Here is a 13,741-nt window from a genome sequence, read left to right on the forward strand (position 1 = left end):
AACGCCAATGAGACAGCAGAAAGCCGCCCATGCCTAATCACCAGCTCAGCCTCGCCACCCTCGCCCAGCCGCGATCCCTCATGTTATTGTGCCTGGGCTTCGCCTCGGGGCTGCCGCTCGCGCTCACATCAGGCACGCTCCAGGCCTGGATGACGGTGGCCGATGTCGATTTAAAGACCATCGGATTCTTTTCGCTGGTGGGGCAGGCGTACGTGTTTAAGTTTCTCTGGTCGCCGCTGATGGACAGATACCAGCCGCCGCTGCTGGGCCGGCGGCGCGGCTGGCTGGTGATAACCCAACTGTTGCTGATGGCCGGGCTTATCGCCATGGGCACCCGGGATCCGTCGCGCGATCTCATGCTGATGGCCCTGCTGGCGGTATGGGTGGCGTTTTGCTCCGCCTCGCAGGATATCGTGTTCGATGCCTATAAAACCGATCTCCTGGCGCCGCAGGATCGCGGCACCGGCGCGGCGGTGTCGGTGCTGGGCTATCGCGTCGGCATGCTGGTATCCGGCGGGCTGGCCCTGTGGCTGGCGGATCGGCTGCTGGGCTGGCAGGCCACCTACTGGCTGATGGCAGGACTGATGCTGATCGGCGTGATCGTCGCCCTGCTGGCGCCGGAGCCGGACGACGCGGTTCCCGCGCCGCCGACCCTTGAACAAGCGGTGGTGGCGCCGCTGAAGGATTTTTTCGGCCGCAATAACGCGTGGCTTATCCTGATGCTGATTGTCTTTTATAAGCTTGGCGACGCCTTTGCCGGCAGCCTTAGCACCACGTTCCTTATTCGCGGCGTCGGTTTTGCCGCCGGGGAAGTGGGGGTGGTCAACAAAACCCTCGGCCTGCTGGCCACCGTGGTGGGCACCCTGGCAGGCGGCCTGCTGATGCAGCGCCTGTCGCTGTTTCGCGCCCTGATGCTGTTCGGCCTGCTGCAGGCGGTCTCCAACGCCGGTTACTGGCTGCTGGCGGTTACGGATCGGCATATCCTGACCATGGGCGCGGCCATTTTTGTCGAGAATCTTTGCGGCGGCATGGGAACCGCAGCCTTCGTGGCGTTGTTGATGACTTTATGCAACAAGTCCTTTTCCGCCACGCAGTTTGCCCTGCTGTCCGCGCTGTCGGCGGTGGGCCGGGTCTATGTCGGCCCCATCGCCGGCTGGTTCGTGGAGCTCCATGGCTGGGCCTGGTTCTATGTCTTTTCCATCATCGCCGCGTTTCCCGGCCTGCTCCTGCTGCTGTTATGCCGTGAAACCCTGCGGTTTACCCAGGAAACCGACAGTTTCCTGCGGCGCGACGGTTTTATCGGTCCCTATCGCTGGGCGCTGCGGCTGCTGATGCTGGGCGCGGCGCTGCTGGCCATAAGCCTGCTGCTGCTGGCGCTGCAGGCCCTGGGATGGCTGGCGTCCGGGTCCATTACAGGTTTTTTGTGGGAATCAGGGGCGATGTTGCTGGCTTTGGGTATACTAAGCGGGTGCTGGTGCGATTTTATATCAATGCGGCGCGCCAAAAACGCCGTTTGAGTCGATTAAAAAATAAGCGTTGTGTTGCCGACGCAATAACTGGCGAAAAAATAGCCCGGATAGCGGGGACATATTTTTTGTATCGGAATACGATATTTTTTTATGCCAGTAATGTGACAATTTAGTCAATCTACTATTTTCAAGCGGTCATATTTGCCGGCTTGTAGTTTATTTGTCTAAAAATGCTACTGCATTGTTAATGCAATGATACTAAAACTGCGGTGTTATTCTTTCTAAGGCGGATAAAGCGGCGGTTTGGTTTATTTCTCTCTAAGCCTTTGTGGATATTCATGTTTTGTTATAATTTCGGTTGCCAAAGATTTCATTTGCAAAAAGCGGAAACATGTTTCTGACAAAAGCTTAAGCGTGTTTACAGTACTGCAACCTTCCCGTAAAATGCCCACACACAAGAAACGACATTAAAGCCCTTTTTTTATTGAGGTCGTTAGATGAGACTCAGGAAATACAATAAAAGTTTAGGGATTCTGTCATTGTTTTGCGCCTCCGCCCTGCTGAGCGGTTGCGATATGGCGTTAATGAATCCCAAAGGACAGATTGGACTGGAGCAACGTTCACTCATACTCACCGCCCTTGGGCTGATGTTATTAGTGGTTGTACCTGCAATCGTCATGGCAGTGGTTTTTGCCATCAAATATCGCGCGTCCAATACCCAGGCGACGTACAGCCCCAACTGGTCCCACTCCAGCAAAGTGGAACTGGTGGTGTGGACTGTCCCGATCCTGATCATTATTTTCCTGGCGCTCCTTACCTGGAAATCAACCCATGCGCTGGACCCCAGCAAGCCGATTGCCTCCGACGCCAAGCCCATCACCATCCAGGTGGTCGCCATGGACTGGAAGTGGCTGTTCATTTATCCTGAGCAGGGCATCGCCACCGTCAACCAGATAGCCTTCCCCACCAACGTGCCGGTCAGGTTCGAAATCACCTCCAACTCGGTGATGAATTCGTTCTTTATCCCGCGCCTGGGCGGCCAGATCTACGCCATGGCGGGCATGAACGCCACGCTGCATCTGATTGCCAACGAATCCGGCTCCTATGACGGCATCTCGTCGAACTTCAGCGGCAGGGGGTTCTCCGGCATGAAATTCAAGGCCATTGCCACGCCGGACCAGCAAGGGTTTGATGATTGGGTGGCCAAAGTTAAAGCCTCGCCGGAAACGCTCACCACCATGGATGCCTACGAACAGTTGGCCGCGCCCAGCGAATTCAATCCGGTTGAGTATTTCTCCAGCGTTAAGCCTGACTTGTACCATGCGGTGATTGATAAATTCATGGGCAAGGGCAAGAGCATGGACATGACCCAGGACAAGGACATGGACATGAGCATGAGTGAGCACTCTCACGCGGGAACCGAGGAATAACTACGATGTTGGGAAAATTAACGCTGGATTCGGTTCCGTACCACGAACCGATCATTATGATCACCGTCGCCGCCATTATCGTCATCGGCGCGGCGCTGGTGGCAGGCATTACGTATTTCGGTAAATGGGAATATCTCTGGAAAGAGTGGTTCACCACCGTCGATCATAAAAAAATCGGCGTCATGTATATGATCGTGGCGTTCGTCATGCTGCTGCGCGGCTTCGCCGACGCCATCATGATGCGTTCGCAGCAGGCGCTGGCCTCGGCCGGCGAGGCCGGCTTCCTGCCGCCGCACCATTACGACCAGGTGGTGACCGCCCACGGCGTCATCATGATCATCTTCATGGCCACCCCGTTCGTGGTCGGGCTGATGAACCTGGCGGTGCCGCTGCAAATCGGCGCGCGCGACGTGGCCTTCCCGTTCCTGAACTCACTGAGCTTCTGGTTCTTCGTGGTGGGCGTGATCTTGATTAACGTCTCGCTGGGCATCGGCGAATTCGCCCAGACCGGCTGGGTCGCCTATCCGCCGCTGGCCGGCAAGGAGTACAGTCCCGGCGTCGGGGTCGACTACTGGATCTGGAGTATCCAGATAGCCGGTATCGGCACCACCCTCACCGGCGTTAACTTCTTCGCCACCATCATGCGGATGCGCGCGCCGAACATGCCGATGATGAAAATGCCGGTCTTTACCTGGGCCTCGTTGTGCACCAACGTGCTGATCATCGCCGCCTTCCCGATCCTGACCGTGACCATCGTGCTGCTGACCCTGGACCGCTACCTCGGCACCCATTTCTTTACCAACGACATGGGGGGCAACATGATGATGTATGTCAACCTGTTCTGGGCCTGGGGCCATCCGGAAGTGTATATCCTGGTGCTGCCGGTGTTCGGCGTGTTCTCGGAAGTGGTGGCCACCTTCTCCAAGAAGCGGCTGTTCGGGTATACGTCCCTGGTATGGGCCACCATCGCCATTACCATCCTGTCGTTCTGCGTGTGGCTGCATCACTTCTTCACCATGGGCTCCGGGGCCAACGTCAACGCCTTCTTCGGCATCATGACGATGATTATCGCCATTCCGACCGGGGTTAAAATCTTCAACTGGCTGTTTACCATGTACCAGGGCCGTATCGTCTTTAACTCGGCCATGCTCTGGACCGTCGGCTTTATCATCACCTTCTCCATCGGCGGCATGACCGGGGTGCTGCTGGCGGTGCCGGGCGCCGACTTCGTGCTGCACAACAGCCTGTTCCTGATTGCCCACTTTCATAACGTCATCATCGGCGGCGTGGTGTTCGGCTGCTTTGCCGGCATGACCTACTGGTGGCCGAAGGCCTTCGGCTACACCCTGAATGAAAAATGGGGTAAACGCGCGTTCTGGTTTTGGATCGTCGGTTTCTATGTCGCCTTTATGCCGCTGTACGCCCTGGGCTTCATGGGCATGACCCGTCGTCTGAGCCAGCAGATTGATCCGCAGTTCCATGCTTTGCTGCTGGTTGCCGCCGGCGGGGCGGCGTTAATCGCGCTCGGTATCCTGTGCCAGGTCATCCAGATTGTGTTGAGCGTTATCCAGCGCGATCAGAACCGCGATTTGACCGGCGACCCGTGGGGCGGACGTACCCTGGAATGGTCCACCTCCTCGCCGCCGCCGTTCTATAACTTTGCCGTGGTGCCGGATGTCCAGGATCACCGCGACGCCTTCTGGCAGATGAAGGAAGACGGCACCGCTTACCAGAAACCGGCGTCCTACGAGCCGATCCATATGCCGAAAAACACCGGCGCGGGCGTGGTGATCGCGGCGTTCAGCCTGTTCTTCGGGTTTGCCATGATCTGGCATATCTGGTGGCTGGCGATTATCGGCTTCGCCGGCATGATCGTGACCTGGATTGTGCACAGCTTCAAGGAAGACGTGGACTACTACGTGCCCGTCGCGGAAGTGGAACGCATCGAAAACCGTCATTTTGAACAAATCAGCGAAGCGGGCCTGAATAATGTCAACTGAGATCTTACATAATCACGATCACGTAGACGCCCATGCCGGTCATGGGCACCACGACGCCGGGGCGATCAAGGTCTTCGGCTTCTGGATTTACCTGATGAGCGACTGTATTTTATTCGCCACGCTGTTCGCCACCTATGCCGTACTGGTCAACAGCACCGCGGGCGGTCCGTCGGGTAAGGAAATCTTTGAACTGCCGTTTGTGCTGGTGGAAACCTTCTGCCTGCTGTTCAGCAGCATTACCTACGGCATGGCGATACTTGCCATGAACAAAGGCAATAAAAGCCGGGTCAACGCTTGGCTGGGCCTGACGTTCCTGTTCGGATTGGCGTTTATCGGCATGGAACTGTATGAATTCCATCACCTGATTGCCGAAGGCAACGGCCCGGACCGCAGCGGCTTCCTCTCGGGGTTCTTTACCCTGGTGGCGACGCACGGTCTGCACGTGACCTCGGGACTGATCTGGATGGCGGTAATGATGGTACAGGTGGCGAAACGCGGCCTCACCGCCACCAACCAGACCCGGTTGATGTGCCTGAGCCTGTTCTGGCATTTCCTTGACGTAATCTGGATATGCGTCTTTACCGTGGTGTACTTGATGGGGGCCATGTAATGAGTAGTCATGCAACAACCGGGCACGGCGGCGCCAGCCACGGCAGCCTGAAGTCGTATCTCATCGGTTTTGTCCTGTCGATTATCCTGACCGTCATTCCTTTTGTCATGGTGATGAACGGCTCGGCGACCAAGACCACGCTGATTGCCGTCCTGGCGCTGTGCGCCGTGGTGCAGATCATGGTCCACCTGGTGTATTTCCTGCATCTGGATCGCTCCTCCGAGCAGCGGTGGAACGTGGTGGCGCTGGTCTTCGCCGTACTCATCATCGCCATTCTGGTTGTCGGTTCCCTGTGGGTCATGCTGCATCTGAACTACAACCTGATGAGCCATTAACCGAGCGTAATCCTGATGATTAAGCAATACCTGCAAGTAACAAAACCAGGAATTATTTTCGGTAATTTAATTTCTGTCATCGGCGGATTTTTGCTGGCCTCCAAAGGCCAAATTGACCATGCCTTATTTTTCGCCACCTTAATCGGTGTCTCGCTGGTGGTCGCCTCGGGTTGTGTTTTCAACAACTTTATCGACCGGGACATTGATAAGAAAATGGAAAGGACCAAGAACCGGGTCCTGGTGAAAGGACTTATCTCCCCGCAAGTGACCCTGGTTTACGCGACTGTGTTGGGTATCGCCGGTTTTGTGCTGCTGTACGTGGCGGCCAACCCGCTGGCCATGTGGCTGGCGGTGGCGGGCTTTATTGTCTATGTGGGCGTTTATAGCCTGTATATGAAGCGCAAGTCAGTTTATGGCACCCTTATCGGCAGTTTGTCCGGCGCGGCGCCGCCGGTTATCGGCTACTGCGCCGTCAGCGGCCGGTTCGATATGGGCGCGTTGATTCTGCTGCTGATTTTCAGTCTCTGGCAAATGCCGCATTCTTACGCCATCGCCATTTACCGTTTCAAGGACTACCAGGCGGCGTCAATCCCGGTGCTGCCGGTAAAACGCGGCATATCGGTGACCAAAAACCATATTACCCTGTATATTATCGGGTTTATGGTGGCGACGCTGATGCTGACCCTGGGCGGTTACGCCGGCTATAAATATTTTATCGTCGCGGCCGCGGTCAGCGTCTGGTGGCTGGGCATGGCGTTGCAGGGCTATAAATCGGCCAACGACGACAAGGTCTGGGCGCGCAAGCTGTTTATTTTCTCCATCGTGGCGATCACCTCATTGAGCGTGATGATGTCCGTGGACTTTATGGTCCCGGCCAGCAACAGCCTGTTATCGTACGTCTGGTAAAATCCGCATTGACCTATGGCTGGCAAAGCCCCGGTTTTGCCAGCCACCTGCCCCGCCATCGACACCCTTTCGCCGCCATCTGTTACATCTGTTAAAAGACGTTCCGTTTACCCGGTTCGCACGGCGCATTAAAATGATGTGGGTAGCTCTCTTGAGGTAGTAATGAACGATACTAAAATGACCGGCAGCGAACTGCGCGCCACCTGGGGCTTGGGTACGGTGTTCTCGTTACGCATGCTGGGCATGTTTATGGTGCTACCGGTACTGACCACTTACGGTATGGCATTACAAGGCGCCAGCGAAGCCCTGATTGGGCTGGCCATCGGCATCTATGGCCTGGCGCAGGCGCTATTCCAGGTACCTTTCGGCCTGATCTCCGACCGGGTCGGCCGCAAGCCGCTGATTATCGGCGGGCTGCTGGTGTTTGCCCTGGGCAGCGTTATCGCCGCCCTCACCGATTCGATCTGGGGCGTCATTTTAGGGCGTGCGCTGCAGGGATCGGGGGCCATCGCCGCCGCCGTTATGGCGCTGCTGTCCGATTTAACCCGCGAGCAGAACCGCACCAAAGCCATGGCATTTATCGGCGTCAGCTTCGGCGTCACCTTTGCCATCGCCATGGTGCTGGGGCCGATAATAACCCATGCCCTGGGCCTGCATGCGCTGTTTTGGGGTATCGCCCTGCTGGCGCTGGCGGGCATCATCATCACCCTGGCCATCGTACCGGCGGCGGATAGCCATATGCTTAACCGCGAGTCCGGCATCGTCAGAGGAAGCTTTAGCAAGGTGCTGGCCAACGGCCAGCTGGTTAAGCTCAATATCGGCATTTTTTGCCTGCATGCGCTGCTGATGTCGAGTTTCGTCGCCCTGCCGCCGATGATGGCCAAGGCCGGCCTGGCGCCCGCCGATCATTGGAAAGTCTATCTTATTACCATGCTGGTATCCTTTGCCGCGGTAGTGCCATTTATCATCTACGCCGAGGTTAAGCGGCGGATGAAGCGGGTATTTATGATCTGCATTACCCTGTTGCTGCTGGCGGAAATCGTGCTGCTGGCCGCGGGGCAGCATTTGTGGACGATATTTGCCGGCATCCAGATTTTTTTCCTGGCGTTCAATGTCATGGAAGCCATTCTGCCCTCGCTTATCAGTAAAGAAGCACCGGCCGGGTATAAAGGCACCGCCATGGGCGTCTATTCCACCAGCCAGTTTCTCGGCGTGGCGGCCGGCGGTAGCCTGGGGGGATTATTGTATCAATGGCAGGGGGCGTGGCTGGTATTTACCTTTGGCGCGGCGCTGGCGGCGATGTGGTGGGTTATCAGCATTTCGCTTAAGGAACCGCCTTATGTCAGCAGCCTGCGGATTACCTTGTCGGAACTGGCGGTTAAGGATGGCGCGCTGGCGGAAAGACTGAAAGCGCAGCCTGGGGTTACCGAGGTGGTGGTGGTGGCGGAAGAACGGAGCGCCTATATCAAAATTGATACCAAGCAAACCAGCCGATTAGAACTCGAACGGTTGATAAGCTTGGTATAAACCAAATTTATTAGGGTCTCTACTTAGGTCTTGGATTGAATAAATCCCAGGCGCTGTCCGATAATGAAAGCATATGAGTATAGGGTTCAAAAGTGTATAGCATCATCTGCGGCAGCCCAAAAATAACGCCATGGATTCAATCGGCAAAAGACGCCATCAATATATTGATAACGAAGACCCGCCTTACCTAGCTCACTGAAAAGGCTATTTAAGTTGGCAAATTTATAATCAATTACGCCTCTGGCGGGGAACACGACGTCCACATTATACCGTTGAGATAGATGGAATAGCGTCTCATATGCTTGTTCTTCGATTTCCAAGCTGTCTTCAATTGGATATTGCATAAGATTATAATTAATTACATAAGCCCCAGGAAGAACAATATTCCTTGATTGATAGCTACTATCCATAATGCCAACCAACCCAGGATCATTAAGAAATCGCCCTTCGCGCCCAAAAAAACGGACAGCGGTGCCATCAGAAACCTCAATACGTTCACCACTAAAAAATGGTTGAGCCCCATGGGCGTCAATGATTAATCGATCGGAATATTGCGAGCCTCTGAATATAATAAAATCTTCGCCTAACATTTCCCCACCCGCAGCCAATGCAGCCCTATTAGCAGCGAGTACCGACAACTTCGCACCCGCCGCCGCCGCACCCAAGGCTCCTAATCCACCGAGGCCTGTCCCTAATGAAACCCAACCGAGAATAGCTGATGTACGCGGATTCGATCCTTCTAAAGCAGCCGAAGCAATTCCGGTCGCGGCGGAGGTGAGCTCAAGTAAACCTGCCACCCCATATAAGGCCATCACGCCCGCGGTGGCTGCCGCCAATGAGTAGCCGAAGGTAGGTATGGCTAACACTAACCCTATCACACTAAATAAAACGGTAAATGCTAATCTTCTGCTTAAGTGACCATCCAAATCAATGCCGTTTATTGGATCATTGTTGCAATAGACGTAGGGGTTTATGCCCCCCGCACCAAATGGGCTGAGGCTGTCGGGGCTGTTAAAGCGCATTAAAATCGGGTTGTATGAACGGTAGCCATTGCCCAATGGGTAAGCGCCGGTAATAGCATCGCGCAGCTCACCCTTAAATCCCGGCAAGGCTGGATCCTCCGTTTGACGGTAACCCCATGGGGTGTACAAATGGAGTTCGGTATTAAAGGTGGCAGTAACGTCAAAACTTACGCGGCCGGTTAAAACTACATTTAGCAATCTATCTCTCGCCATTTCTGCCATGTCTTCAAAAAAGCCGTTGGCTCTTGATATCTTTAACCATTTAGCAACCCAGGCAGTATCATTGGCATCAGCATCACGTTTCAACTGTGGTGTATTATGCTCGTATATAATGTTACTCACCGGCTGATGATCAATTTCTTCTTTTGCCAGGCGATCCATGCCATCATAATCATAATTACCTGAATGCTCAGGTGAATGGGCTTTTACTAGCCGCCCGAGAATATCGTACTGCAATGTACGCCCCGCCTCGTCCACATCCATTCTCCCATTAGCATCATAGTGGAGTGAAATTAACGGGGGATAGACTGGAGCACTGTGTGAGACCGAGGTCAATTGAGTAGGATCATCCGGATTGTCATAATGAAACTCCGCATAATCATCTCCATAAAAAAAATGCGTGTGACAGCGGGTCATATTATTCAATGCATCGTAGGAAAAATTCTGTTCATCAAATTGTTGACCATAAGCATCCGTGGCAAACTCCTGGCTTTCACTTTTCATATGAATAAGCCGGTTACACTCGTCATATTCGTATAATTCATGGTTTACAAGTTTTTCATCCAAAGTGATCTTTTTATCAAGAATATTCCCATTTCGTTCATAAAAATATTCTATTGTTAGTTTCGTTTCCTTGAAATTGGTTTGAAAATCCGCTCCCATAACAATTTCACGTTTATACTCACGACTGAACTCATCATAGGAAAATTTGGTATTAACGTAAAAATCAACATAACCATCGGTATGGTTTAACTCGGCCACGCGGCCAAAATCATCGTAATCCGTTTTAGTGTAAGAATTAATATTTTGACCTAATATTTGTTGACCTGTTTGTTTAGAGTACCAAAAAGAACGTTCATAAGTGGATGATGGATTATCCCCTGACAGACTACCTTTTTTTTCAGCGCCCAACAATGTCCAATCGAATCTAATACTAGCGTTGATGTCAGAAGAAAAATCTTCTTGCCCAAGTTGCCCAGAAGGTGAATAAAACCAGCGTTGCATAATCCGCCCCCGGCCTACCGGATAGTCAACATTTTCACTTGTCGAAGCTTGTATTTTCCCGGCCAGGGTATTCCAGGAATATACTTTGTATAGACTTCGATCGGCTACTAAACTGACCACATTGCCCAATTCTGGAATATATTGATATTCAAGTGATTGTCCCGCCGGGGTGGTTACTACGCTAGGTTTAGGATTAGCACCAATATATTCATAAGTATATCTGCGCCCGCCAGAAACGGACTCCTTCAAACGTCCCAAACTATCGAATGCCTGAGTGCCTAATATCGTCACGTTTTCCTGTATATCTTGTACACTAACTTCGGTTACGCAGGGTTTATCAGTATGGACGGCATACTTTCGTAAAGTTGCATTTTTATCAGGCAAACCTACCATAACTTGCCTATGAAACGCATCATATTCGTAATGGGTGACATAGCCTTTTTCGTCTTTGTACTCACGCAGCAAGCCGTAGCCATCATATCTTGAGCTAGTTTCAGAATAAACGCTGCCATCAAGACTAATACATGATTTTTTTAGCGGTTGCATCCCTATATTAAAATCGATCCTGATATCGCCAAGTTTTTTATTAGGATCGGTGGAACTGTATTTTTTCAAGGTTGCCTGAAGTTTAATCGGATCAAACTGTATTTCCTCATGGGTTCCGTCACTGCGTCTTATCACGCTGACATTTCCCCAAGGTTCATATTCCATGGTAGCTGTAATACTTACGCTTTCTTCTATTTCATCAGGTGTGGGAACAAAGTGGTCAGTCAGGGTATTAGATAAAACCTGGCTAATAGCATTATATTCCTTACTTTCGATCTCAAACCATTCATCGCTTTCGGCGCGATCAATATTATTGGATGCCTTTTTAACTGGCCTTCCTAGACCATCAAACCAGCTGCGTATCTTATTGCCGGAAGCATCGGTGGTGGTTGTCACCCCAAAATTACCGTCACAGTTTCTCTCTATGTAGTAATCTAGTGTGCTTATACGTTGATAGGCGGTGCCGGGATTTTGCGTGTGCCGGATTAAACGGCCCAACAAATCATAGTCATAATTGTGTTGACTGTTTTGCGCATCGACTTCTGACAGCACGCGTCCGGTGCAAGAAGAGGTTCTGCTGGCGGTGGCATAGGCTAGGCCATCATAGCCGGTGTCATCCCTGGATATGACTAAAATAACACCCGACAAGAAATAGGTAAATTGTGTGGTGGCGGGATAGCTGTGATCGCCATCGATAAACGTTTTGACCCTCCGTTCTAGCCTGCCATGCATTGGGTTGTTGTTAAGAGGGCTGCTTATATAGAATAGTTCCTCGCTGGTGATAAGTACCTCTTCTGATTTCACCGATTCATGGGCATAAAAGTGGCTTTTTTTCGGAACAATGGACCAGGCGGCCGGTGCATTATCTATTGAGGGAAAACTTTCATATTCATGTACTGTCACTGTATATTCAGTAATAAATTCCCGACTAGAAGGTTTGATGGTTTGTTTATATAAATAGCGTACAAACCCCCAGGGATCTAATGTCTCTGGATGCTCCTTATTATTCTGATAATATTCATTTTCGATAATCATACCATCGGGATTTTGCTGCCAAACTAGGTTGCCGCCTTCGTCGTAGCGCGTTTCGGTAGTTTCCACCCTGGTGATTTTATCCGGAGATATGTAGGTTATTTTTTGAGTGGACGCCAGCTGATATTGACTGGGCTGGGCATCAAAAGGCTCTGTCAAATTAGAATTAAACACAGTTTCTTTTTTAGTGACATAGCTTTTTGAGTCACGCGTTACCGTTTTTATCACTTCTATATCATTATGCAATACATCAAATACATATCGAATACTAATGGTATCAGCACCGTTTGTATATTCTTCATGTTGATAGTATTGATAATCAAAAAGATACTGACTATGCTCAAGCAGATAGTCACGATAGTGTACCCAAAATTGTTCAGGGGAGTGACCGCCAAGAAAATTGGATAAAGAGTAGGTGTAGTTGCTGGTGATGAGGGGAGTTTTACCGCCGATGCTTGTTACCTTTTTCGATACTCTCGGTAATGCCGGTAAATACGCGCTAGTAGGGAAGACCGTTGCGCTATCTTCATAGGTTATTTCATACGTAATATCAGGATCGGCATGCATTTTTGTAAGTAAGCGGTAATGAAGAAAATTAGTATATTCAAATTCGGAACTCGCCAATATTTCGTTTTCGCTTAAGGTCAACACTTCGCTAAGACTATTATGGTCATCAAATCGTAATGCGAACGAAATAGATTCTTGGGTGCCCGGCCAGGCAGTTATTAAAGTAAGCCGATCTTCGGGGAGACCACTTTGATTGAAATAATCAATTCTTAAGGTCCCAAAATCATTGTCGACTATGGAAGTCAACTTAGGCATCGTATTGGAGTCGACAATATCCCATTGAAACATCAACATTAAACCAAAGGGGTTGTAAATCCTCAGGACAACTTTGAACGTGTCCATCTTTTGCGGGCTGCCTAATTCTTCCACTATGCCATTTTTCCATATAATCCGATAACCGTTTTCTGTTCTAACAAAATGGAAGTTAGTCAGTTTTTTTTGTATCACCTCAATGCCTTGTGGGGTTTCGATGACACTATATTGTTCACCTGAACTCAGTACTAAAATCCCATAGGCAGTATCATAATAAGAATAGCCAAGATGAAATCCTAAGCCAAAACCATAATTAAAGCTACCAAACCCATTATAGCTGAGCGCGACCTGGAAAACGGGCCCTAATCCCGCATTGCCCACCAAGTTCACTAAGGGCAAATAAACATTAAACATGCCGGTACGCGGATTGACCGTGGTTTGATTGGCATCGCTATAATTAAATGCCTGGGATGAAAATTGTCTACTCATGATGACACCTCACCTACTGTTGCTATTATGACAAATTTTTCACAGTGAGTAACAAACGGTATAAGTACTTTTCGCGTAATGTGAGAAAGGTATAATCATTTATTCCCGCGTGAAAAAATTTATAGAAATTAAGAAATAAGGCTTAAAGCATATAAATACTGTCGACTCGCTAACTCTTGGGGAAAGCATTATGATGCCCACGCCAAAACGACATTAAGCCTTGGCGTTAGACTTCACACATTAATGCCACCAATCGTTTAAATAATTTTCTGTTAAGTTAAAAACGCTAAAGAAGATCACTGTAAAATCAATGCATACATTTATGTTATATA

8 protein-coding genes are annotated in these 13,741 nt (G+C 50.8%); 7 read left to right on the top strand and 1 reads right to left on the bottom strand.

Annotated elements, in window-relative coordinates:
* Window positions 1–29 precede the first annotated feature (29 nt).
* The 7 genes from ampG to ACL2XN_RS11600 all read left to right on the top strand — a co-directional run bounded on the left by ampG (window position 30) and on the right by ACL2XN_RS11600 (window position 8,277).
* Window positions 30–1,517 carry a muropeptide MFS transporter AmpG gene (gene ampG, locus ACL2XN_RS11570; protein ID WP_410016191.1) on the top strand — a complete coding sequence of 496 codons (1,488 nt, stop codon included), beginning with the start codon at window positions 30–32 and terminating at the stop codon, window positions 1,515–1,517.
* Window positions 1,518–1,966: 449 nt separating this feature from the next.
* Entirely contained in the window at window positions 1,967–2,899 is a 933-nt protein-coding gene (cyoA, locus tag ACL2XN_RS11575; protein ID WP_410016192.1) for a cytochrome o ubiquinol oxidase subunit II, read from the top strand.
* A gap of 5 nt (window positions 2,900–2,904) precedes the next feature.
* Complete coding sequence (cyoB, locus tag ACL2XN_RS11580; RefSeq protein WP_410016194.1) at window positions 2,905–4,899, top strand: cytochrome o ubiquinol oxidase subunit I; 1,995 nt, start codon at window positions 2,905–2,907, stop codon at window positions 4,897–4,899.
* Complete coding sequence (locus tag ACL2XN_RS11585; RefSeq protein WP_413722257.1) at window positions 4,889–5,509, top strand: cytochrome o ubiquinol oxidase subunit III; 621 nt, start codon at window positions 4,889–4,891, stop codon at window positions 5,507–5,509. Before cyoB ends, ACL2XN_RS11585 begins: the two co-directional genes overlap by 11 nt.
* On the top strand, window positions 5,509–5,844 hold the full coding sequence (locus ACL2XN_RS11590) for a cytochrome o ubiquinol oxidase subunit IV (protein ID WP_410016196.1): 336 nt from the start codon (window positions 5,509–5,511) through the stop codon (window positions 5,842–5,844). The genes ACL2XN_RS11585 and ACL2XN_RS11590 overlap by 1 nt, the downstream gene beginning before the upstream one ends.
* Window positions 5,845–5,859: 15 nt before the next feature.
* Window positions 5,860–6,750 (top strand): heme o synthase, encoded by an 891-nt coding sequence (gene cyoE / locus ACL2XN_RS11595; protein WP_410016197.1) that lies wholly within the window; start codon window positions 5,860–5,862, stop codon window positions 6,748–6,750.
* Between the two features lie 162 nt (window positions 6,751–6,912).
* Window positions 6,913–8,277, top strand: a complete 1,365-nt coding sequence (locus ACL2XN_RS11600) for an MFS transporter (RefSeq protein ID WP_410016198.1) — start codon at window positions 6,913–6,915, stop codon at window positions 8,275–8,277.
* A gap of 86 nt (window positions 8,278–8,363) precedes the next feature.
* On the opposite strand, the gene ACL2XN_RS11605 is transcribed toward ACL2XN_RS11600, so the two are convergent.
* Window positions 8,364–13,409, bottom strand: coding sequence for an RHS repeat-associated core domain-containing protein (locus ACL2XN_RS11605; RefSeq protein ID WP_413730862.1), 5,046 nt, complete (start codon window positions 13,407–13,409; stop codon window positions 8,364–8,366).
* Between the last annotated feature and the right edge of the window lie 332 nt (window positions 13,410–13,741).

The sequence above is a fragment of the Sodalis sp. RH22 genome (assembly GCF_047324165.1).
GTDB lineage: Bacteria > Pseudomonadota > Gammaproteobacteria > Enterobacterales > Enterobacteriaceae > Acerihabitans.